23 protein-coding genes are annotated in these 24209 nt (G+C 46.1%); 4 read left to right on the plus strand and 19 right to left on the minus strand.

Annotated elements, in window-relative coordinates:
* The 18 genes from AACQ17_RS10795 to AACQ17_RS10880 form a co-directional block, all read right to left on the minus strand.
* On the minus strand, positions 1-368 hold a 368-nt coding region (locus AACQ17_RS10795; protein WP_141201435.1), incomplete at its 3' end, for a hypothetical protein.
* On the minus strand, positions 365-784 hold the full coding sequence (locus tag AACQ17_RS10800) for an MSHA biogenesis protein MshP (RefSeq protein ID WP_094147146.1): 420 nt from the start codon (positions 782-784) through the stop codon (positions 365-367). The genes AACQ17_RS10795 and AACQ17_RS10800, both read right to left, overlap by 4 nt.
* Positions 756-1526 carry a PilW family protein gene (locus AACQ17_RS10805; RefSeq protein WP_094147147.1) on the minus strand — a complete coding sequence of 257 codons (771 nt, stop codon included), beginning with the start codon at positions 1524-1526 and terminating at the stop codon, positions 756-758. The genes AACQ17_RS10800 and AACQ17_RS10805 overlap by 29 nt, the downstream gene beginning before the upstream one ends.
* Positions 1526-2083, minus strand: a complete 558-nt coding sequence (locus AACQ17_RS10810; protein WP_170935144.1) for a type II secretion system protein — start codon at positions 2081-2083, stop codon at positions 1526-1528. The genes AACQ17_RS10805 and AACQ17_RS10810 overlap by 1 nt, the downstream gene beginning before the upstream one ends.
* Positions 2073-2570: a prepilin-type N-terminal cleavage/methylation domain-containing protein gene (locus AACQ17_RS10815; RefSeq protein WP_094147149.1), complete on the minus strand. Its 498-nt coding sequence runs from the start codon at positions 2568-2570 to the stop codon at positions 2073-2075. The genes AACQ17_RS10810 and AACQ17_RS10815 overlap by 11 nt, the downstream gene beginning before the upstream one ends.
* Positions 2571-2712: 142 nt before the next feature.
* A complete protein-coding gene (locus AACQ17_RS10820) occupies positions 2713-3168 on the minus strand; it encodes a prepilin-type N-terminal cleavage/methylation domain-containing protein (protein ID WP_094147150.1) in 456 nt (151 codons plus the stop codon).
* A 37-nt stretch (positions 3169-3205) separates the two neighbouring features.
* The gene (locus AACQ17_RS10825; protein WP_013857881.1) at positions 3206-3781 is read right to left on the minus strand and encodes a prepilin-type N-terminal cleavage/methylation domain-containing protein; all 576 of its coding nucleotides are present in this window, start codon (positions 3779-3781) and stop codon (positions 3206-3208) included.
* Between the two features lie 95 nt (positions 3782-3876).
* The gene (locus AACQ17_RS10830) at positions 3877-4338 is read right to left on the minus strand and encodes a hypothetical protein (RefSeq protein WP_017050659.1); all 462 of its coding nucleotides are present in this window, start codon (positions 4336-4338) and stop codon (positions 3877-3879) included.
* A gap of 10 nt (positions 4339-4348) precedes the next feature.
* Positions 4349-5566, minus strand: coding sequence for a type II secretion system F family protein (locus AACQ17_RS10835; RefSeq protein ID WP_094147151.1), 1218 nt, complete (start codon positions 5564-5566; stop codon positions 4349-4351).
* 12 nt (positions 5567-5578) lie between these two features.
* On the minus strand, positions 5579-7303 hold the full coding sequence (locus AACQ17_RS10840; RefSeq protein ID WP_094147152.1) for a GspE/PulE family protein: 1725 nt from the start codon (positions 7301-7303) through the stop codon (positions 5579-5581).
* Positions 7293-8453 carry a tetratricopeptide repeat protein gene (locus AACQ17_RS10845; RefSeq protein WP_094147153.1) on the minus strand — a complete coding sequence of 387 codons (1161 nt, stop codon included), beginning with the start codon at positions 8451-8453 and terminating at the stop codon, positions 7293-7295. Before AACQ17_RS10845 ends, AACQ17_RS10840 begins: the two co-directional genes overlap by 11 nt.
* Positions 8454-8455: 2 nt before the next feature.
* A complete protein-coding gene (locus AACQ17_RS10850) occupies positions 8456-9295 on the minus strand; it encodes an ExeA family protein (RefSeq protein WP_166538096.1) in 840 nt (279 codons plus the stop codon).
* Positions 9296-9300: 5 nt separating this feature from the next.
* A complete protein-coding gene (gene mshL / locus AACQ17_RS10855) occupies positions 9301-10929 on the minus strand; it encodes a pilus (MSHA type) biogenesis protein MshL (RefSeq protein WP_094147155.1) in 1629 nt (542 codons plus the stop codon).
* 14 nt (positions 10930-10943) lie between these two features.
* Complete coding sequence (locus AACQ17_RS10860; protein ID WP_094147156.1) at positions 10944-11270, minus strand: MSHA biogenesis protein MshK; 327 nt, start codon at positions 11268-11270, stop codon at positions 10944-10946.
* Entirely contained in the window at positions 11260-11904 is a 645-nt protein-coding gene (gene gspM / locus AACQ17_RS10865) for a type II secretion system protein GspM (protein ID WP_094133109.1), read from the minus strand. Before gspM ends, AACQ17_RS10860 begins: the two co-directional genes overlap by 11 nt.
* On the minus strand, positions 11901-13343 hold the full coding sequence (locus AACQ17_RS10870; protein ID WP_094147157.1) for an MSHA biogenesis protein MshI: 1443 nt from the start codon (positions 13341-13343) through the stop codon (positions 11901-11903). Before AACQ17_RS10870 ends, gspM begins: the two co-directional genes overlap by 4 nt.
* A gap of 12 nt (positions 13344-13355) precedes the next feature.
* Positions 13356-15344, minus strand: a complete 1989-nt coding sequence (csrD, locus tag AACQ17_RS10875) for an RNase E specificity factor CsrD (protein ID WP_166538097.1) — start codon at positions 15342-15344, stop codon at positions 13356-13358.
* A 129-nt stretch (positions 15345-15473) separates the two neighbouring features.
* Positions 15474-16007, minus strand: a complete 534-nt coding sequence (locus tag AACQ17_RS10880; RefSeq protein ID WP_013857892.1) for a single-stranded DNA-binding protein — start codon at positions 16005-16007, stop codon at positions 15474-15476.
* 285 nt (positions 16008-16292) lie between these two features.
* Here AACQ17_RS10880 and AACQ17_RS10885 point away from each other — a divergent pair, with 285 nt between their 5' ends.
* The 4 genes from AACQ17_RS10885 to AACQ17_RS10900 all read left to right on the plus strand — a co-directional run bounded on the left by AACQ17_RS10885 (position 16293) and on the right by AACQ17_RS10900 (position 22746).
* Positions 16293-16940, plus strand: coding sequence for a LuxR C-terminal-related transcriptional regulator (locus tag AACQ17_RS10885; protein WP_047688160.1), 648 nt, complete (start codon positions 16293-16295; stop codon positions 16938-16940).
* 117 nt (positions 16941-17057) lie between these two features.
* A complete protein-coding gene (gene galU, locus AACQ17_RS10890) occupies positions 17058-17927 on the plus strand; it encodes a UTP--glucose-1-phosphate uridylyltransferase GalU (protein WP_013857894.1) in 870 nt (289 codons plus the stop codon).
* Between the two features lie 168 nt (positions 17928-18095).
* Positions 18096-20918: an excinuclease ABC subunit UvrA gene (gene uvrA / locus AACQ17_RS10895; protein ID WP_094146975.1), complete on the plus strand. Its 2823-nt coding sequence runs from the start codon at positions 18096-18098 to the stop codon at positions 20916-20918.
* 67 nt (positions 20919-20985) lie between these two features.
* Positions 20986-22746 (plus strand): PglL family O-oligosaccharyltransferase, encoded by a 1761-nt coding sequence (locus AACQ17_RS10900; RefSeq protein WP_170935145.1) that lies wholly within the window; start codon positions 20986-20988, stop codon positions 22744-22746.
* A gap of 114 nt (positions 22747-22860) precedes the next feature.
* On the opposite strand, the gene mgtE is transcribed toward AACQ17_RS10900, so the two are convergent.
* Positions 22861-24209: magnesium transporter (gene mgtE, locus AACQ17_RS10905; RefSeq protein WP_206208091.1), on the minus strand; the 1349-nt coding region annotated here is incomplete at its 5' end.

Consider the following 24209-nt stretch of genomic DNA (forward strand, 5'->3'; position numbering starts at 1 on the left):
CTATAACACCAGTTGATTTGGTTATTATTATTACTGGAATTTTTGAATGCATTCCCACCGCTTAAACTTAAGGAAGCCACACCTCCCCCTGTAACTTGGCAAAACTGATCATCACAACGAGCATTTTGGCGTTCAGAAATATTGTTGATGGAACAAAATGCCAGTGGGTCACCCGCTGTTCCTGTAATCTGTGAGTATCCGTATTGGATAAGTTGAGGATTTGGAGAGCTTGCACAACTGCCCTGACCTTGGGCAACGTGAGGAAAATAGATAGAATTATCAATCTGCTGGAAAGCCATTACACTTGTTGCAGAGATAGATAGTATTGTGCTGAGCAGTATGCTAATCAGCCATTTATAGTGGATCACTTTTTCACCCCCACTTCAATAACTCGCTGCAACATCCAATCACCAGACTGACAGCGCCCGGTTGAAGTCAGTTGATAGACAGTACGGCCATCATCCATTGTACCCACCAAATTACATTTAACCTGTGCACTACATTGTGCTAATCCTTCACCTTCAAACGTGAGTGATTGTACAGAATGAGTATGGCAACTGCCGTCGGTTGTCGTTTGATAAAAACGACTCAGTTCAACGTTGATCGCCGATCGCGCCGCCATTTCGGCCCTTGTCCCTAACACCATCGAAACCAACTGCTGGCTATTGCGCTGTTGATTACGGTTCGCGACCGATGCAACAAAGCCGACCACCACAATGATAAAGATAACCAATACTAAGCCGCTACCTTGCTGTTTATGGCGTGTTGTAGATAAGCGCATCATGGTCAAACTTTACCTCCTCGCCGCGGTCGGAAAATGTCAGTTCAATTTTCACTAAGCCGTTGCGTTGTAGCTCTGGCTGCGTGACGTGAAAGTTGGCTTGGCTAATGTTTTCAGCCATCAATACTGGAGTACCAAGCTGTGCAGGGCTGAGCGCACTGCGATTAAGCGCGTAATCCGCATAACGATAAATACGATTGTTCTGATAACAAAAAGCCACTGGCGTGCGATAAAAATAGACTCGCTTAGCTGGCGATTGAATTACAAAACCAGTCGGTTGTGTCAAGGCTACATCGACCATGCTTGTGTTGTTGGGTGATGTAAAATCCACATCTGCGTTTACTTGCGCTATTTGTCCGCTTGCACTTGGCGTTTGGCGTAGCGAAGCGGCGTTGGTTGGAAACACGACCAGACGATCGCCATTGAGTACCTTTTTGTCGATCGGTAACAACCGTACCGCAGCCGAAGGCGATTGCACGGTTGGCAGCTCGCTGTAGATCGCGCTGTCAGTGATCGGTAAAAACTCAATGCAACCATTTTCTACCATCACGCTGTTTGGTACCGCTTCGCGCAGTTCTCGGCTCAGCCGCTCAGTAACAAAGCGCCCTTGTTGGATCAAAGCTTCGCGGGCGGTGGTATCAACATAAATACCCATACTTTGGCGGATCACAGAGCCTAAAAATAGCCCGACTACCGACAACAGAATAATCGCAATCACCATTTCAATCAGGGTAAAACCACGCATCAGAAATTGCCCTTAATCGCCGCAAACGGGTAGCGGTTGCCCTTCGGGTCAATGATCACCACAGAAACCCGCTTATAGTGAGTCCGTTGATTAGCGTTCACTCCGCTGAGTTGCCCACCGCTGTCCTGTTCATAAAATACATTGATCGCCGCAGCAAAGCCTCTATAACTGGTCGTATCTAAGAGTGTGCCGAGCACATCTTCAATTGGCCTTGGCTGAGCCGTGATAAAATCATCGACATCGTTGTATTGGTTAATACTCGCTTCACTATCCTTACCCAAAGCGTCATGAGCAGTGCACATTTCCTCTACCGTTCCGCTGAGTAAACACTCAGGCACTCCGCCATTGGGCCCGGAGTTTTGGTCAAAGGCTCGGCCCATCACTTCATCCATAACCGCGCGGCCTAACTCGGCGGCTTTTACTGCTAGCACCTGTTCAGCGCTTTGTTGCGAGCGAGGATAAAGCGCGGCCGTGATGCCTGTCATGGCTATTGCCGTTACCGTGATAACGATGATCATCTCAATGAGAGTAAACCCACGCGGCGCGTTAACACGCATAAATGTACCCCTCGCTATTGATGCACACTTGGCGAGATTCACCCGATTGCAGATTATTTAAGGTAACAGTGCAGTTTGCCGTTAAGCACTGCGCGGCGCGGCCTAAACTATCAAAATCTAAAAAATGGCTACCATCATTATTGGTTAACGTCAGGGTGATATCGTTCACCGCAGCATCGACAAAACTGCTGTCTGCAAGCGTACTTGGTAGTGAAGTGGTGCAAGCACCAGCAGAAACGGAAGGAGATACTTGCTGTGCTTGATTATTGCTGACCAACCAGCGATTACAGAGGTCGGTACGCTGCATGGCGCGGTTTTGGGTCAAACGCAGTGAGGCTAACACTTCGCTTTGTGTGGTCACGCTTGAAAAGGAGGATATGCCGGTATAACGGCTTGCTGCGTACACAGCCACAATGCCCAGCAGCACAATCACCACGACCAGTTCGATCAACGTAAAACCACGCCGTGCTGCTAAATGTTGCTGCATTTTATACCTCTAGCAAAAAAACAAGTGCTTAAAGTATATAAGAAATTTCCGTAGTGGGCTTAAGTTTTACTGATTTTTGTGGGTAAGAAATAACTCTCGTTATAGATAAAGTAAAGGCCAGCAATGCTGGCCTTTACTATGATCATTGACACGCAGATAATGTGTAACTCGGCTCTGCATTACTAACTGAAGGATTGATTGAATAAGTTAAGTAACAATTCGTCGCATTTGCATCGAAACCATATGCGATCGAATTAGCAGCAGAGACCGCTGTTATTTGTTTCCAATCAGTTGACAAACCTGTTACTGCAATTGTAATACCATTAGTTGATGCTTCTGGATACCCCCAAACCGTTTCAATCGTTTGACTTCCGGCAGAAATAGCACCATCAGCTTTCACATCTTCACCAATAATAGCGGCCTTGCCATAAATAATACCAGCCGCACCTTGCATCGCACCCTTCAGACCTTGTAACGAGGCTTCTCGCGCATCGCCTTGCAAATTCAAAAAGCGTGGCGCTGCGGTGACGGCGAGAATGCCGAGAATGACAATCACAACCACAAGTTCGATTAGGGTGAAACCGTTTTGTCTTTTCATAGTTACTTTCTCTCTATGTTTTAATCAATGCGCAGACTTACTGCAAAGTGACGGTCACACGACCAGTTTTTATCTCATACACAAACTGGTGCGCGGTTCCGCCCTCTTTTTGCACATAAGTGCAAGTGGCTTGACCGTCATCGGCTTGTGCTGAATATTTTACATTAGCGTTATTGGCTGCATTAGCGACTGTGTCAACTTTTGGTGGGTTTTGCAGCAAATTATCCATTAAATCAATACATGACTGATCCGTAATCGCCGCTGGATAACTGGTATTATCGGTATTGAGCGCCAACGGATAACCGTCCCTAAAACCGGTCGCGGCCCCGCTGCTATCTGTAGAGCGGGTCAGCCAGAAATTGACACCATCATAGTTGACGGTGTTTTGTTTTTCCGAGCCCAAAGTCACAGAGGTTCTTGCCTGAGCTTCCCACTGAGCACGCGCCGATAGAACACCAGTAGCAAAACCACCGGCAACTCCTTCGATGCTGGCTTTTTTCGCTTCATCAGTGACATCTAAAAAGCGGGGTAGCGCTGCAACGGCTAATAAGCCGACAACCACAATCACTACGACTAATTCAACTAAGGAAAAGCCCGTTTGTTTGTTATCCATGCTCTACCTATCTCTTTGTTATTACCGTGTATTATACGCACTTGTTCTCGCATCGCTACGGGGCAAGTGCCCATTTCACTGCTTATGTCGAAAACTCATGCTGAAAAATCGACGCTTACTGTAAACTTATCCCTTAAAAGTTCAATGGTTATCACCTGTTTTTGACTGTAAACATAGCGGCATTGATACTGATTTGCTTGATGTGCCGACTCAATTGAAATCACTTTGCTTTCAAGCAGTTGTTCATCTGGGTATAGCAGGCTTAACCAATAACGACAATCTATACTTGATTCATTCTCAGCCAATGGTAATACCCAGCCCGTTGCACTCATATTGAGTAATCGACCATTCGCGATTAAAGTTGAGGGCCGCCCCTTTAATAACCAATCTTGCTTATAAAAATTGGCACTTTCTACGATTTTACTGCTCGCCATCGCTAATGCGGTTTGATTGGCTTCTTTTTCTATCGACTGCCATGCTGATAGCAAAGCCATCAAAAGAACAAAGACAATCAACCCCCAAATTACGAACTGAGAACGCTCTATCGCCGTTTTCATCTGACAACCTTTATCCTTTGATCGCGTCGAGCATTCCCCACATTGGCAGAAAGATGCCAAGTGCCAGCACCAACACCATAGCGGCGACAATCACCAATAAAATCGGCTCTATGCGCGCAGTGAGGGTTTTGAGATCGTAATCCACCTCTCTATCATAGAAGTCCGCGACTTCAAGTAGTAACTCATCAATGCGCCCTGTCTCTTCACCCACCGAAATCATCTGAATAACTAATGGCGTAAAAATATTGGCGTTTACCGCGGTGGTGGATATGCTTGTTCCCGCTTCAATGGCAGCTTTCATTTCTAACAGGCGAGATTCTAGAAATTTGTTATCCAACGCTTCGGCAGATAATGCTATCGATTGGTTTAATGGCACCCCCGCTTTCAACATCAAGGCAAAAGTTCGAGAAAAACGCGCCAATTGCGCTCGGTTCACTATGCCGCCGACAATAGGCATTCTTAAGCGAAACTTATCCCACTTTTGACGCCCTGCGGCTGTGCTCAACCAAGCTCTGAAAGCAAATAAACACCCAAGCAATACGCCTATCATCATCGGCCAGTAGTTGACAAAGAAATCTGACATACCAATTAAAATGCGAGTTGGCAGCGGTAAATCAACCCCGAAACGGCTAAACATGCTAGTAAATTGTGGGATCACTTTAACGTTGAGAATGAACATCGCGACCAAAATAAAGCTGATGACAAAACTCGGATAACGCATCGCCGTTTTAATCCGTTTACGAGTTTCGACTTCTTGCTCGTAGTAATGAGACAATTGCAGCAAGGCTTCATCAAGCCGCCCTGTGTTCTCACCGACGTGGATCATCGACACAAACAACGGGCTAAAGACTTTCGGGTACATCTGCATTGAGCTCGATAAACTGCGCCCGTTGGTTAGCTCATTACTAACCGCTTCCAATGCTTCTTTAAGCTGTTTATTAGCACAATTTTGGATAAGTCCTTTCATCGAGCGCAGCAGCGGCACACCCGCCTTGGTCAAGCTGTAAAGCTGACGACAGAAGATCACCAACACCTCAAGTGGCACACTTGGGGTAAACAGCGATTTCCAATCAATCGAAAAATCAGCCCCTTGGTCTGACGAAATTAAGGTCGGAATCACGCCTTTGTTAAATAGCGCTTCCGCCGCGAGCTCTTCTGTCGGCGCGTCAACATGCCCCGAGGTTTTGCTACCATCTAAATTTCGACCCTGATAACGATACGTTGGCATGAGTAACCTTAACTATAGATAGATGGCTTGAATGATGCCGGATGAATCACCTTCACCTAAGCTCATCACTTCATCTAAACTGACAACCCCTTGTAGCGCCAACTCCATCGCCGAAGCTAGCAGCGGTTTGTATTGCTTCGACTGACGAGCGGCTTGCGCAAAACTAACCGCATCGTTGGCGCGCAGCGCATCCATCATCTCGTGTTCAAGTTCGAGCATTTCAAAAACCCCAATTCGCCCACGGTACCCCGTCAAATTGCAGTTCTGGCACCCACGCCCACGTGTAAAAGCCGCTTCAACTTGATTTGGGAAACGCACCGTCAGCCACTGTTTACGGGCTTCATCAACCTCATCCACCGCTTTACAATCGGGGCAAACTTTACGCACTAAACGTTGGGCAACCACCGCCCGCACGGCGCTGGCCACTAAATAGCCCGGTGCGCCCATGTCCATCATGCGCAAGGCGCTATCAACCGCATCATTGGTGTGTAAGGTGCTCAACACTAAGTGGCCGGTTAAGGCCGCGCGCAAACCAATTTCAACGGTTTCTTGATCGCGCATCTCCCCGACTAGAATAATGTCCGGGTCTTGACGCAAAAAGGTTCTCAGCACCGTTGAGAAATCAAGGTCAATTTTAGGGTTGATCTGCACTTGGCTGATGCGTGGCAATCGGTACTCAACCGGGTCCTCGGCAGTAATGATTTTTTTACCGGGAACATTGAGCTCTGATAACGCGCCGTATAGCGTCGTCGTTTTCCCTGAGCCGGTTGGGCCGGTCACTAAGATCATGCCGTGTGGACGTTTAAGTTGATGACGTAAACGCTGTAAAATATCGTCAGGAATACCTGACTCTTCCAGTTTACGAACTCCGGATGATTGGTTGAGTAAACGCATCACCACCGACTCACCGTATTGTACTGGCATGGTCGACATACGAATATCGACCGATTGGCCTTTGGCTCGGATATTAAAACGGCCATCTTGTGGGAGGCGTTTTTCTGAGATATCAAGATTGGCCATCAATTTTAAACGCAGCACTAAAGCCGAAGCGATGTTGGTTTCATTGAGTAGGGTTTCGTGTAATACCCCATCAATCCGCTGGCGTAAACGCAATACGTTAGCATCAGGTTCGATATGAATATCAGACGCCCCGACCTGAATCGCATCTTCAAATAGAGAGTTGATGAGCTTAACAACGGTCACTTCATCGCTATCATCATCACCGATATCGAAATCAAAGGCGGTATTGCCTTGGTGTTCCAGTTGTAGCTGCTCGGCAAAGGACGCAATTTCTTTGGTGCGGCGATAGTAACGATCAAACCCTTCAACCAATTGTTTTTCTGGAGCAATAACAAATTCAAAACTGTATTGGGGTAATTGAGTAAGCAGAGATTCTTGAGCAAACAGATCCGCCGGATCACTCATTGCGATGCGCAGCGTGTCGCCATTTTTGCCAATGATTAAGGCGCGTAAACGGCGTGCATGTACTTCCGGGAGGAGCTGCACTGCATCAATATCGACATTGGCTCGGCTGAGATCAATCAGCGGCAGCGAAAGTTGCTGCGATAAGAAGCTCAGCATCTGCTGCTCTGACAAAAAGCCGAGTTCGATCAGCGTGTCACCCAGTTTACGTCCACTGCGCTTTTGCGCAGCGAGCGCTTGTTCCACTTGATTTTCAGTGATGATCCCTTCTTCAACCAGCAGATCACCTAAGCGTTTTCGTAGCTTAATTTGCACTCGCACTCTCCTCTAAACTGCTTAGTACGACTAGGCGATCACGAATAAACAGTTGTGACTGACTCGAGAGGCCAACTTTCGCAAGCGCTTGTTGGTAGGTATATTTGGCCGCCTGAAAATCCATCGTGCGCTCTTGTGCTATCGCAAGCCCTAACCACCAGCGTGCGTTCTCAGCATCAAGCTTGACTAAGCGTTGATAGCTTTCTAATGCGAGTGAATCTTGCTTGGCTTTTTGTGCCAAGGCTGCTCTTAGCGAGAGATAATCGATCGAAGCATTGTCAGGTAAATGAACTAGAGGGGTTAACGCCGCTTCACTCTGCTTCTCTTTAATCAGCAATTTAGCTAACGCGATCCGCAAACTTTCTCCGTTATGATTGAGCTTTATACCGCTTTGTAAAATTTCAAAAGCTTTGCGCGCATCACCTTTGCCGTAATAGAGCGCGGATAATTTTTGACGGGCGAGTTCATTTTCTGGGGTAAAGCGTAGCACTTCACTGTACGCATCCAGTGCCTCTTTGAGCTCATTGCTGTCCACGGCTTTATCAGCGCGGCTCATTGCTTTTACCGCCAGTTGCTCTGGCGTCAAATCCACTTGTTCAATCAAAACACTTGAGATTTCTTGGTCACTTTCAGCACCGAGCGTGACCGCACGGTTAGAATACAACGGCTTTTGATTGGCTAAGGCCGAATCCTGTTTAACCGTCACTGTGGGCGTTGCTGAATTTGACGTTTTTTTGTCTACTGCAACAACGGCAGTTTGGTAAACGGGACGGTGAACCGGAACAATTTTGGTGGTCGGAGAAACAAGCGCAGGCGAAGAGCTTCGCTCATCAACCTCTAACAACAGGCTCTCAGGTTCATTCACTATCGCTTGATTGGCCAGTGTCTGACTGACCACTGTTTGACTGACCACTGTTTGGCTGACCATAGTTTGGTCAACCGCAGCTTGGTTAACCGCAACTTGGTCAACCATAGCTTGCTGCTGTGACACCGCCCATCCACCGACTGCTAAGCTGGCAGCAAACCCGGCTACCATCCACAACCAAGCGCGGCTGCGTTTTACTTTCGCAACTTGCGCTGGTTGCAAGTTCACCACTGATTGGCGTTGCGCTTGTGCCAGTTTTGATAGTGCATCGTTCATTGCACTCATGATTAACTCCATCCCCACATAAAAGGGCGTTTAAACTTAGGCTTACAGGTATCAAACGTATCGTGAATCGCTGTAAATAGGTGCTGATTGCGAATCGTGCTGTCGTTTTGCGTAAAAGCCAGCAACAGAGCTTTGTGACACACTTGGTTAATCAAACGAGGGGTGCCATAACTGGCTCGCCACAACGCTTTTTTCTGTTCAAGATTAAACAGTTGCGCATCGCCTCCGGCTTTGCTCAAGCGGTTCTCGATATAAGCGACTGTTTCATCTAAAGAGAGCGGCCGCAGATAAGCGCTAAAAGTAATTCGTTGGCGAAATTGGCGCAGATGGTGCTGCGCTAAACGCTCATCGAGCTCTGGTTGGCCGATCAACACCAGTTGCAACAACTTTGTGTATTCTGTTTCTAAATTGCCGAATAAACGCAGCACTTCCAATGCATCGTCTGGTAACGCTTGTGCTTCATCAACAATCGCGACTACTCGTTTCCCCTGCTGCTTTAGCACAATCAATTGTTGCTGAATACGATCAACAATATCCGCATTATCTTGCTTACTAAGGCCTAGTTCGCTGGCGACAGCTTGGCGAAGTTCTCGACCATTAAGCGCTGGGTTGGGTAAGTAAATCAGTGCAATATGATCATGTAAATGATTGATCAACATACGACACACCATGGTTTTTCCGGTTCCGACTTCTCCGGTTATCTTGATCACCCCTTCGCCTAAATCAATGGCAGCACTCACTGTCTGAATCGCCTCGTAATGTGGCGCTAAGCCTAAAAACAGTGATGTATTAGGCGTGAGATGAAAAGGCAGTTGCTCAAAACCAAAGTGCTCAAGATACATGATGTTTATTCTTCGTCTGGGAACCACTCCTGTAGTAGTTCACGCGAGCGTTCGAGCTCTTTTTGCCACGTATTAACACCCACAACCGTTGGTTTCAGCAAAATCACCAATTCGGTTTTTTCAGTCAGCTCAGAGGTGTTACGAAACAGATACCCTAAACCGGGTAAATCCCCCAAAAAAGGGACTTTAGATACTTGATTGGAGGTGTTGGATTTCATTAATCCACCAATCACCACCACGTCACCATCTTGTGCGCGGATCACCGAGTCTGATTCACGGATCGTACTGCGCGCTAATGGCAACACAATTTGGTTGCCTGCATATTCAATTTGTTTCGTCTGCTCGTCGACTTCAATCACAGCGGGGTGCACGTGCAATAGCACATTGCCTTGGTCATCAATTTGTGGCGTCACGTCAAGCGAGATACCCGAGAAAAAAGGCGTTAGTTGGATATCTGGTGCAACATTGGAGTTATCGCCATTACCAACCACACCCGTTACGTCAGTGACATAGTATTCATCGGTGCCGACTTTGATCACCGCTTTTTGGTTGTTAGCAGCGGTAACTCTTGGGCTGGATAGGACATTCAAATCACCCTGAGTTCCCATAAAATTAAGCACCGCTTCAAAACTACCATCTGAAATGGTGACATTGGTTTGGCCTTGCAGCAGAGTGCCAATCGCATCCATCCCCGGCAGTAACGAAGCCGCACTACCGACCTTATTAATCACAACATCACCATTGCCAAAGGACATATTTGACCAATTGATCCCTTGCTGGTAACCATCGCTCAAGGTGACTTCTAAAATTTTTGCTTCAAGGATCACTTGTCGCTGTAGACGTTGCTGAGAAATGCCAAGGAAGTTACGCACTTCGCGAATTTCATCTGGGTAGGCTCGAACAGTGATTACGCTCGCTTGTGGCGTGACAACAACGCCTTGACCTTTGCCCGAGCCAATCAGCTGTGCAACGGCTTTTTCAAGCTGCGGCCAGAAATCGCTTTCACTGGTGGTTTCAATTTCCGTTCCACCTTTAGAATTACTGGATGAGTTACTCGAATTGGAATTAGTACTGGAATTTGAGCTAGAACTACTCGAGGAACTAGAACCGGTATCCGTATTAGTGATCGTACCGGTGGTGATGGAAGTTAAAGAACGGCCCGTACGTTTAAGTTGTAAATAATCGACCGGGATAGTCACCGTACGCAGGCCTGACGGGTAAACCTGAATCACTTTACCCTTTTTAATAATTTCATAGCCATACATGTCACGAACGACGGCCAATACATCATCCAAAGTCACGTCAGTTAGATTTACCGTTACACTTCCAGTAACTTCAGGGTGGATGGCGGCACTAAACTCAGTCCCTTTCACTAAACTGGCAAAAAATACCCTTGCATCCACATTATCAGCTTGGATACGAAAGCGTTTAACCGTTTCTTGACTGCGCGCTGTGATTCCCTCAATGTCAGGCATCAAGTCAGCTTCTACGGAGGCCGGTAGAACGGCTAGATTTCGGCTGTTGGCTTCATTAATCGCCTGATTCAAAGACTGTTTCATCTCAACTGGATCGCGATGTCCCATAGAACAGCCCATTAAGGATACGATGACTACGCCTAATACGATTTTACGCATACGATTTCTATACCTTACTGCTTGATGTCCAGAGAAAAGAGGCTTAAATCCCACATCTTTCCTCTGCGAGAAAGGGTCACTTGCTGTGGCTCAATGGCTTCTACTGTGTAGCCCAATAGCGACTCTCCGATGCCAACCACTTGATCGTTAAGCACTGCCACACAAGGTATGGTTTGTTGGCATACAATACTTTGCAACCTAGGTAGCGGGTAACTCTCTATCTTATTGACAGGTGATGCGCTCTCACTCGCCCAACCTAATGGCGCGGTAGGATCTTGCGCTGCCCAACTACTGCATACAAAACACATCAACAGCAGTGAAAAAACGGATCTAACCACCAATAAACTCCTGTCTAATGCCTAATGTGTACACTTCCATAATGACTCTGGCTTGGGGGTAATTTTCTACCTTGTATTGGAAATGACGCCAATAATACTTCATCGGTAAACTTTCTAAATTGGTCAAATAATTCAATATCGCGAAGTAATTACCGGTGAACTCCAATCTCACAGGATGAACATAATAGCCTGAATATTCAGATGATTGGTTGTTATTTGCAATCGGCTCTGCTGCCAATGACTCCATGGAGACCAACGTCAACTCTGGGCTGGTTGCCAACACACTTTCAAGCAATTGCGCCATCTTCGCGGGTGTAATCAGTGAATCAACCAATGCTGCCAGCTCAAGCGAGAGAGTTTGGCTCTGCGTCATTAACTGTTTGAATTCTAGATTAATCTCTTGATTAGGATCTTTATTAAGCTTAGCAGTCAATAACAGAATTTCACCTTGCATTCGCTGGTTCATCTGCTCAACAGACTGAAGCTGTAACCGATTAGCCGCCACCGATTTCATCGCAGGTTCGAGTAACAAGCTAAACAAGAGCAGTGTAATCACCACTAAGCCACACAGGGCGATCAACATTTTTTCACGCGAACTGATGGCTAAGAATTTGTTGCTGATGCTCTGCCAATTCATTGGCTATCCTCCGCTTTAGTTTTAAGCTCAAAGATGAGAATGCCTTGCTCATTGCGCGCAATTTTTAACTTTTCAAAACCACGTCCCACTAGGTTCAGTTCGCTTTTAAACTGACTTAACCAGTTTGGAATATCTTTCGCCTCTCTGGCTAAGCCTTGCAAATCGAGCTGCTCATGTTGAATGGTAATGGTCGTTAATGAAATATCATCACGGCTGAGTGTGGCGAGCGAACGCATGACTCCTGAGTAACCGACCTGTTGTGATTGATCAAACTCATTAATCGAATCCAATGTGGCTTGTTTGCCCTTAATTTGCTGCTTCAAACGCTCAATCGCCGCCATTTTTTCAACCGATGGCTTATGCTTATCAACTTTCTGTTTGGTCGTTTCTAATTCAGCAGCAAGGACTTTATTTTGCGCTTGTTTAGCTTGTAGCTGCTGTTGCAATTGACTATTTTGCCATTGATAACTGGCATAGGCCAATAGCATCACTAAAGCGACAATGCCCCAAATCGCGCAGACCATGGACAGTGAAAAATACTCTTTCTTCGGCTTAAGATGCGCCGGGTATAAATTGAGCATTGAATCGTCAATGCGAGTCACTTGCTCCACCAGCAGATGCGCCGAACTCGGTAACCGCTCATCAAGCAGGGAAACTTTGACATTTAGGCGTTCATTTAATGCATCGACCAACTCTTGCTGCGCTTCTTCATCACACAGCACTTTTAGCTGATGTAATGAGGCCCCTTTAAGCTGCGAGGAAAGGTAATCGATCGAACGTTGCAGTTCTAACGCTAAGCCATCGAGCTGTAAAACCGAGCTGGCGACACCAGTAATGGGAGAGACAACACCTCTCATTGTGCGTTGAAAACAGCATTTTTGGTCCACAAATGCGTCAAACTTAAAACTGCTGTTTTTACTGCGCTGTAGCAGCAAAAAATGCTCAAGATCACCGGCACTTCTCGCCCACACTTCATCTTCGGGAATGACTTTGCCTAACTCTAAACCCATCGCACTCAGTTGCGACGCCACTTCCAATACCGTGCGTTTTGAGACCACGTAGGCTTGAATTTTATTATCTGCGGGTAACGGAAAAGCATCAGCGATGATGTCAGTGACTTTCTCTGTCACCAGATCTTTCAATAAAAATGGCAGGGCGACTGACCACTCTTCTTTGGGTAACTGCGGTTTTTCTATTTGATAAGTTTGATAAAAATGAGCATGGAGGACAAGGTTAATTACCGTACCCTTGATGTTGAGCGGTTTGAGTGCGTGAAAGAGTACCTGTTGCCACGTTGCACCATCAAGCGGGATCTCTGTCGGCAAAGTCGCATCATCCAAAGCCGAGAAATAGAGAGCATCAGGTCTTACGACAACGAACAATTGCCGCAACGTCGCTTTAGATGGTTTTAATTTATCAATCAGTGACTGAAGATTCATATAGGTTCGCTTTTATTTTTTACGCCAACGATTTCTTCGCCCTAAGGTCACGCTAGGGCTAATTATTTTCTCAGGTAACAAAGGCTGTTCTTCTTCAAACAGTCGGCCTTGCCCACCATGAATGCCTAGGTTTTTTAGCGTTTGCCACTCTTGCTCTGTTTCGACACCGACCGCAATAACTTGAGTCTGAGTACCGCCACAAGCACCGATCATGCTACGTACAAACAGCTGATTTTCATGCCGTTGGTCTATTTTCTTCATCAAACTGCGGTGTAACTTAAGGAAATCAATCTTAAGATCTTTTATGTAGTGAGTGCTGACAATCGTTCTGCCAGCCTGCCCTACGATTACCTTAGCACCGAGGCCGGAGATCATCTTAATAACGGGGCGCATATAATCGAGATGTTGCACTAACCGACCTTCAGGAAACTCAAAGGAGAGCTGCGATCGGCTACTCGAGGTCAGTTGCAGCAATTCATGTCGAAACCACTTAAAATACTGCTTATCGGCGAATGGGACGACATGCAAGTTCACTGACACATTGACCTTAACTTCAGAGCTTTTAAGCAAACGAACGACTTTAAGCAATACGGCTCGATCCATCACCATTTCATAACCTACAGTTTCTAAAGCAGAATGAAAGCGAGAGGCTTTTATAACACCTTGTTCTGGATCATCAATACGCGCAAACAACTCATCGTGCAGCCATACTAAATCATTCGTCTTTTCAAGCAAATAGCAAGGTTGACGGAATAAAATTATTTTCTCAGGCGTCAGCACCTGATCAAACAAAGTTCGCCAACGCACACTGCCCCGTTCCTCTTGGAAAAAAGTACTCTTTTTAAAGCGGCTCCACGTATTCACTCGCTGTAACTGAGCACTTTTTAAGGCCGTTTCTGCCTCATCCAACACTCGACCACGCCGCTCGCCTTCGCTGTACATACTGATACCTATATGGCACCAGTTTTCTTTATCGAGCGGCTCTGGAGGCGATATGCGCGCTAAAAGCTTCAAACATTGTGTAGCAATAGAAGCGACCTCTTTTACCCCTTGGTGCGGCACAAAAATGGCAAAATCGGTATCGTAATAGCGAGATAAAATAACATCCGGGTAACGCTGTATGACGTTAGAGATGTTCTCCCCGACTTCCACAACGAGATCATCCGCTGCTTTTTTATCATTTTCTTCGCACAGAGAATCCCAATCATCGATACGCACTAACAAAACGCCACCACGCGCGCCATTCTCTAACAAGGCTGATTCCAATTTGCTATCAAAAAGGACACGGTTGGCCGTACCCGTCAACTTATCTAAGAAGGTTTGGGTCCGGATAAAAGTATCAAAGCGGCTACGCTCTTGACGAGCATCTTGCAGCTCATCAATCAGGACATCAAGCGCCTCACTCGCCGTATAAGGCCACTCGCGGTGATCACCTTTGGCGTACTGCTCCACTCGACCGGCGAGAATCATTCGCCCTCGCTCCTCCAACAATTCAGATCCAAGCAATTGCTCTTTAAGCCACTTTACCCCACGAATCAAACAAAACACGATGAGACCAACTGCCAACGTAATAGACCACATGGCACCCAATGAGTAGTTATAACTGAGATAGGGCGGAACGGCTTTAAAGCTGATGCTGTAGCCTGGATTACGTTCAAGGATAATATCAATATGGTACAAACGGGCAGGGTCGACTTTGGACGAGGTATCTTTAAAACGGTAAATAACGCCAGCTGGTGAAGAGAGCTGCATTTCAACAATGCTACTGGCTTGCAACATTTTGGGCATCCAACGTTGCAATGAATAAGCGGCATCAGGATCTTCTATTTCTTTATCGACTACCTCCACAATTCCTGCTAGGTAGTGATTGAGATATTCTTGTCCAAGCCGTTGAAAAGACAATGTTCCACCAATAAACAAAATGAACATTGCACTGGTTACGATGAGCGTAACAAAAGCTACTAACCGAGTACTCAGTTTCAGTGTTGGTGTATACCGCATGAATGCTGAATTCCTTTTCAACGTAAACTTTGTCGATCACTAAGCTGTGCTGACAAATAAGAAAATGCTAATAGTGATAACTATATAAAAAAGCCGCGGTTTTCGCGGCTTTTTTCGACATTCGAACGTTTAGAATGGGATGTCGTCATCAAAATCCATTGGTGGTTCATTATACTGAGGTTGAGCCTGTTGAGGAGCTGACTGCTGTTGCTGTGGTTGCTTTTGCATCGCAGGCTGCTGAGGTTGCCCCCATCCGCCACCTTGTTGCTGTTGTTGTGGCATTCCACCTTGCGCTGGAGCACCACCTTGAGCACGGCCACCCAACATTTGCATCACACCATTAAAACCTTGTACGACAACTTCGGTGGTATAACGATCTTGTCCGCTTTGATCTTGCCACTTACGAGTTTGTAGCTGACCTTCAATGTACACTTGTGAACCTTTACGTAAGTATTCACCAGCCACTTCGGCTAATTTGCCAAACAGCGCAACACGGTGCCATTCGGTTTTTTCGCGTTGCTCACCAGTTGCTTTATCACGCCATGAATCTGACGTTGCAATGGTGATATTTGCCACAGCAGCGCCACCAGGCATATAACGAATTTCTGGGTCGTTACCTAGGTTACCCACTAAAATAACTTTATTTACTCCACGGCTTGCCATGTTTTGCTCCGTCTTCCATCATGAGTGTTCTTTAAATAGCTGACTAGGATACCACGCTTTATGCGAGGCACAAATCTTCACAGAAATAGTTGTCAAAATTCATCTCACAATCTTGCTCAATTTCCTATTTTTTAGAACCGCCACCTCTAATTTAAGGATGACAAAACACTCAGTTACCTTACTATATGAAACTAAGCGCAATTTTATTTATCTCGTTGGCTTTATAACCTAATTTCCGTCATTTTCTAGACAGTTGTCTAACATTCTCGTCAACAGGAAGTGACCATGAGAAAAACAAACTATACCCGCACCATTTACTTTCTTTGCTTAGATAAAGAGCAAGAGCACCCTTATATTGACCATTTAACCGATCGGCTTGGACTGCCCATTCCAAAAATTGAGCCTGAAATCCTGCGCCAAACGTATTGTCCAGATAAACACAAAATATTGATGATTGACCATGCCGATTATGCGCTACTGCAGCAACGCTTGGGAAACTGCCCATTAAGCAGTCAGCATCATGAAACGATCCTTATCAATGTGTTGCAAAGATTAACCACGAATGACTTATTAACCTTTGGCCATTTAAAGGGGCTATTTTATAAAAATGACACCCTAGATAAAATTGCATTTGGGCTTGGTGAAATCATTAACGGACAAAATTGGCTACCCAGACACGCTGTAAGCCAGTTACTGCACTACTATCGCTACGCGTTTGAATCCCACACTGCTCAAGTGATTACAGACTTAACCGCCCGCGAAATACAGATCCTCCGCTGCTTACAAACTGGCGCATCGAATAACCAAATGTCGGAAGATTTATTCATCAGTGAATTCACGGTCAAATCACATCTCTACCAAATATTCAAAAAGCTATCGGTCAAAAATAGGGTCCAAGCGATTGCGTGGGCCAATCAAAATATTCTGTCTTAATTATGTGCTTTCACGCAGAATTTAACTGAGTTCACCGCTTTAGTGGTGATAGCGTTTCATAAAGCATGATAAGGTTGCGCCATCAATTAACAATTCAAATAAAAATAAGGTTATAGCATGATCAAAAAATGCCTATTCCCAGCCGCTGGCTACGGTACACGTTTTCTTCCAGCGACCAAATCAATGCCTAAAGAGATGATGCCAGTCGTCAATAAACCCTTGATCGAATATGGTGTTGAAGAGGCGATTCAAGCTGGAATGACCGGGATGTGTATTGTGACTGGGCGTGGAAAACACTCGATCATGGATCACTTCGATAAAAACTATGAGCTAGAGCATCAAATTAGTGGCACCAACAAAGAAGAGCTACTGGTTGATATTCGTGAAATCATTGATACCGCCAACTTCACCTACATTCGTCAACGTGAAATGAAAGGTTTAGGCCATGCGATTTTAACGGGTCGAGAGTTAGTCGGCGATGAACCTTTTGCGGTGGTGCTGGCCGATGACTTATGTGTCAATCAAGAAAAAGGGGTTTTGGCACAAATGGTCGCTCTGTATAAACAGTTCCGCTGCTCAATTGTTGCCGTTCAAGAAGTGCCTGAAAATGAAACACATAAATACGGTGTTATTTCCGGTGAAATGATCAAAGACGATCTGTTCCGAGTGGATGACATGGTTGAAAAACCAGAACCAGGCACCGCACCAAGCAATTTAGCCATCATTGGTCGCTACATTTTAACCCCAGATATTTTTGATCTGATTGAGCAAACAGAGCCGGGTAAAGGTGGCGAAATTCAAATTACCGACGCGCTACTCAAACAAGCGCAATCAGGCTGTGTATTGGCGTATAAATTCAAAGGCCAACGCTTTGACTGTGGTAGCGTAGAAGGCTATATCGAAGCCACTAACTACTGCTTTGAAAACATGTACAAAAAGAACGAACAAAAAGTCGCGTTGGATAAACATTCGACTCATAAAGCTTAAGTAACCGAATGCGTTAGTCACCTAATGCCTTAGTAACCTAGCGCCTCCCCAATAAAAACCACGGCAAGTCCCGTGGTTTTTATTTACTGTTTTTTTATCCAGTACCTATTTGCACAAAACTCACACTATGCAATACTTGCTTAACTTGTGTTACATAGAGCCTAGATGATGGACAAAATTGAAGTTAGGGGCGCTCGAACCCACAACCTGAAAAATATCAACCTGACCATTCCACGCGATAAACTAACGGTGATTACAGGGCTATCAGGCTCGGGGAAGTCGTCTCTCGCCTTTGATACACTCTACGCAGAGGGCCAACGCCGCTATGTTGAATCGCTGTCTGCCTATGCACGCCAATTTTTATCTTTGATGGAAAAACCGGATGTTGACCATATTGAAGGTCTTTCACCGGCTATCTCTATTGAACAAAAATCAACCTCGCATAACCCTCGTTCTACGGTTGGCACCATTACCGAAGTTTATGACTACTTGCGTCTGCTTTATGCGCGAGTCGGTGAGCCGCGCTGCCCTGAGCACAAAGTGCCACTTCGCGCCCAAACCATCAGCCAGATGGTTGATAAAGTATTGGAGTTAGCTGAAGGTTCAAAACTGATGCTGCTTGCACCGATTGTGAAAGAGCGCAAAGGTGAACACGTTAAAACGCTGGAAAACTTGGCCGCGCAAGGTTTTATCCGTGCCCGCATTGATGGTGAAACGTGCGATCTGACTGATCCACCAACCCTTGAGCTGCACAAAAAGCACACCATTGAAGTGGTGGTTGATCGCTTTAAAGTTCGTCCTGACCTACAGCAGCGCCTAGCCGAATCCTTTGAGACAGCGCTCGAGTTGTCAGGCGGTATTGCTGTGGTTACTGATATGGATGGTGAAGGCGAACAGATTGTATTCTCAGCCAATTTTGCTTGTCCACACTGTGGCTACAGTATGCAGGAGTTAGAGCCTCGGCTGTTCTCATTTAATAACCCAGCGGGCGCATGCCACACCTGTGATGGTTTAGGCGTACAACAATATTTTGACCCTGAACGCGTTATCCAAGATAGCCAACTCAGCCTCGCGCAAGGAGCGATTCGTGGCTGGGATCAGAAAAATTACTACTACTTCCAGATGCTCACGTCACTCGCTGCGCATTATGATTTTGATTTACACACCCCATTTAACAAACTGCCTAAAAAGGTTCAGGAAATCATCTTGAAAGGCTCGGGGAAAACTGAGATTGAGTTTAACTACATTAATGACCGTGGTGATATTCGGGTTAAACGCCATCCGTTTGAAGGCATTCTCAATACACTTGAACGGCGTTATCGCGATACAGAATCTAACTCTGTCCGTGAAGATTTGGTGAAATACATCTCGACTAAGCCTTGTATCAGTTGTAATGGCACCCGTTTACGCATCGAAGCTCGCAACGTATTTATCAATGACACCGCGCTCCCGGAAGTGGTGGAACTGAGCATTGCCGATGCCTTGCAATTTTTTCAATCTCTTGATTTAGAAGGCCAACGAGCACAAATTGCTGAAAAAGTAATGAAAGAGATCAATGACCGTTTGCATTTCCTCGTCAACGTTGGGTTGAATTATCTCAACCTTTCTCGGAGTGCTGAAACCCTGTCAGGAGGCGAAGCACAACGGATTCGCTTAGCGAGCCAAATTGGCGCTGGACTCGTTGGGGTAATGTACGTCTTAGATGAGCCATCGATTGGGCTCCACCAGCGTGATAACGAACGGCTATTAAAAACGCTCACGCATTTGCGCGATCTAGGCAACACGGTATTGGTTGTAGAGCATGACGAAGACGCAATTCGTATGGCCGATCATGTAATTGATATTGGCCCTGGCGCTGGTGTGCATGGTGGACAAGTCGTCGCAGAAGGGAATGTGAATGACATAATTTCCAACCCTAATTCGCTCACAGGACAGTACCTGAGCGGCACGAAAAAAATTGCGATTCCTACCGTGCGTACCCCGAGAGATCCCAAGAAAACGGTGGAGCTTATCGGCGCGTCGGGTAACAACCTCAAGACGGTTGATTTATCAATTCCTGTTGGCTTATTTAGCTGCGTAACCGGAGTTTCAGGCTCCGGTAAATCAACCTTAATTAATGACACCTTTTTTAAAATTGCTCATACGGCCTTAAATGGAGCCACCACAGCAACGCCTGCTCCATATCAAAAAATCAAAGGGTTAGAGCATTTTGATAAGGTCATCGACATTGACCAGAGCCCGATAGGCCGAACTCCCCGCTCAAACCCGGCCACCTATACGGGCATTTTCACACCGATCCGTGAGCTATTCTCAGGCACTCAAGAGTCTCGCTCTCGAGGCTATAAGCCGGGTCGTTTTAGCTTTAACGTACGCGGTGGACGCTGCGAAGCATGCCAAGGTGATGGTGTGATTAAGGTTGAAATGCACTTTTTACCCGATGTTTACGTGCCATGCGATGTGTGTAAGGGCAAACGCTATAATCGTGAAACATTGGAAGTCCGCTACAAAGGCAAAGCGATTGATGAAGTGTTGGAGATGACCGTCGAAGATGCTTACGCTTTTTTTGAGCCCGTACCGATGATCGCTCGCAAACTCAAGACTTTGATTGACGTGGGTTTATCCTACATACGCCTCGGACAAGCGGCGACGACATTGTCAGGGGGCGAAGCTCAACGCGTCAAACTGGCTCGTGAACTATCAAAGCGCGATACAGGAAAAACCTTGTACATTTTGGATGAGCCAACGACTGGCTTACACTTCCATGATATCCAACAGCTCTTGACCGTACTGCATCGCCTACGCGACCACGGCAATACCGTGGTGGTGATTGAACACAACTTAGATGTGATTAAAACCGCAGACTGGGTGATCGACTTAGGGCCAGAAGGTGGACAAGGCGGCGGCGAAATCATTGCTCAAGGAACGCCCGAAGATGTGGCGCAGATCGAAGGTTCACACACAGCACGCTTTCTTAAACCTATGTTGAAATAGAAAAAAACGGTAAAGTAAAGAAACCAGCAAGTGGTTGCTGGTTTCTTTTAATTGGAACGCGAGACCTATGGCAACATTGCATCTAAGCGGTACACAACTTGAAGCACAAACACCCGCCATCCCCTTAAACAAACCCTTTTTGCTTTCGATTGGCATTCTCTATTTACTGGCAATGCATTTTTTTATGCCCAACCCTGGTGGCTCAGGTCTGGCTTTATCTTTTAATCCAACCACTTGGCTTGCCCTTAGTTTTACGCTCTCATTAGGTCTGTATCAACTCGCATCTAACCGTAGGTTACGCTATTCCAAACTGACCATCGGTCTTTTCATCAGCTGTAGCATCATGACGATTCCGCTGCTTTATACGAATGCTCAAATTGAGTCGTCGCTGAGTCGAATGTTAGGACTATGGACTGGGCTGCTTTTTTTTGTATTGCTGCAACAATTTCGTTTTAGTAACAAACATAAGCAGCGATTACTCTGGTTTATCGTACTCGCGGTATTGATTGAAACTCTATTTGGTCTGTACCAATACTTTTTGCTTTCACCCGATAATATTTTTGGCTACAACACCCTCATCAACCGCCCTTACGGCATTTTTCAGCAACCGAATGTGATGGCAAGCTTTCTCGCGACAGGGCTGGTTATGTCCGGCTATTTACTGGCTCGTCAACCGAAAAAGTACAATCAGCATGTTAGCGAAGTGAGCCTACTTTATGTCACTCCACTGCTCACTGCACCGTTGCTGGTGATATTAGCCTCGCGCACTGGCTGGATTGGCGCGGTACTCGGCACGCTTTTTGTTCTGCCTTACCTATTTAAATTTTCGACGCCTAAACGGTTTTGGGGATGGAGCGCTGCAACGCTATTGGGTATTGCTTTAGGGTTTGTCGCTGTCTATTCCCAAGGCTCGGGCGATTTTCTAGAGAATAAGGCTGATTTAGAGAGCCCTCGTCGTTATACCTTTCCTCAAACCATCGATATGGTCATAGAAAAACCCTTCACGGGTTATGGCTATGGCAAGTTTGAATCTGAATATTTGCTTTATACCGCAAGGCAACACCAATTAAACCCTAGCTACCAACCGGGGTTGGCGTCGATGGATCATCCTCATAATGAATTACTATTCTGGGCGGTGGAAGGCGGTTTGTTACCTGTGCTAGGGATCACACTGGCCATGCTTTTCGTGCTCATGCGGATGTATTCGGCAAAGAAAGGGACTAGGCTTGCGATGTTCGCCCTTTTCATTCCTATCGTGTTGCACAGCCAACTCGAATACCCATTTTACCATTCTGCCATTCATTGGATAACCTTCATTATTCTGCTTTTTTGGGTTGATCAACGCGTGGCTAAATACCGTTCGGCCCCTTTTGGCCTTATCAGTAAATCCCTGTTTCGAGTATTGAGTTTAGTAGTGCCGATTTTGACTGGCTTTTATATGCTCAGCGCACTGCACAGTAATTACGTGCTTACCCAATTTGAGGAATCTCAACCCAAGAACCCGGATATCCTACAAAGGGTGACGAACCCTGTGGTTTGGAAAGACCGTTTTGATTGGGATGTCTACAGCACTTACCTCAACATTGGCCTGTATAATCAAGATCCTAAATTGATTACGCCATACATCGACTGGTCATTGGCCATCATAAAACATAAACCGCGTCCTGCTTTTTACAATAATCTGATCTTGGCTTACCAAGGTATTGGTGACGAAAGCCGCGCCGAGCAAATTCGCTCCGAAGCCGCATTTTTGTTCCCCAATATGGATTTCAGTGAGGTGCAGTATAGCCCGCCAACCAGTTCGGCTGATCGTTCGTCTACCTATTAAATCGAGCATATGAGCCTTATTCATAAAAAAAGCTTTCCCAAAAATAGAGAAAGCTTTTGACCGTTGGGCTTATTTCACACTCCAACCAGTAGATCTCACTGCCAGATGAGTGGCTTACGTCACTGGTGGAAAATCCAACACCATGGTAGCAACGCTGAAATAGATGATCACCCCGATAGAATCCGCAATGGTCGTGATCAACGGAGCACTGGCTGACGCAGGATCGAGCTTAAACTTATTCAGAATGAACGGAAGGAGCATTCCAACAACACAACCAATAATCACCACAATTTGCATCGTTACCGCAACGACAAAAGCGATATCACTGCCGCCTCGCCAAAAACCCAATAAAGAAACAGCAATGGCCATTGTTGCCCCTAATAACGCCGCAATCCCTAACTCTCGCACCAACATGGATAGCCAATCTTTCATCACCACTTCACCAGTGGCTAAGGCTCGAACCATCAACGTTGCTGACTGGGATCCTGCATTACCGCCGCTATCAATCAACAGTGGTAAGAAGAAGACCAAGGCGACATAGGTTTGAATCGTCTCCTCAAAGTACGCAATTCCGGCACCAGAAAAAAGGTTACCAAAGACTAACAACACCAGCCAAAACACACGTTTCTTGTACATTAGCCATACGCTGGCTTCTTTAAGGTTACCGGTAAAACCAACCGCAGCGACTTTATGAAAATCCATATCCGCTTGCTGCTCGGCCACGTCCATCGCATCGTCATAAGTCACAATACCGACCAAACGAAATTGATCATCAAAAACAGGCACCGCAAGTAAATCGTATTTACTGATGGCTTGCGCTGCACACTCTTGATCTTCATCGGCTCGAACAAACACTGTCTCTTTGGTCATGATGTCAGAGACAAGCGAGGTCGGTTGTGCCAGCACTAAATCCTTAAGCGAAAGTGTACCAAGTAAGCGATTCTGTTTATCAATCACATACGCTTGATAGATGGTTTCCCTCTCGTTGGCCATTTCACGTAAACGCGCAATCGCCTGCTGCACATCATCATCGGCGTTTAACGTCGCATAATCTGTCGTCATGATAGAGCCGACCGAGCCTTGAGGGTAGGCTGCAAGTTGTTGTACATCTTGCCGCTCTTGTTGATCCAGTAGAGCAAGTAGCGGCGGTTGGCGCGTCTCATCCAAGTGAGCATATAAGTCAGCCCTTTCATCATGGGGCATAACTTGAAGCACTTTCGCAAGCGCTTCGAGCGGCATTCTCTCCACCACTTTTTCTCTGATAGGCTCAGAAAAATACCCCAATAGCGCCGCTTGACGAGCGATTGGCATCAATTGTACCAGCTCAAAGACATCCTCTTCGCTCAAGGTCTGATTAGCCAACTGCTCCGCGAAGACTTGAGCAATATCAGCGATGGGATACTGTTCCATTAATTGATTTAAGTTTAATGGGTCACGATTAAAATTAATCGCAGCGAGTTCTA

Origin of the sequence: Vibrio sp. V10_P2A27P122, from assembly GCF_963874335.1 — a bacterium.
GTDB lineage: Bacteria > Pseudomonadota > Gammaproteobacteria > Enterobacterales > Vibrionaceae > Vibrio > Vibrio anguillarum.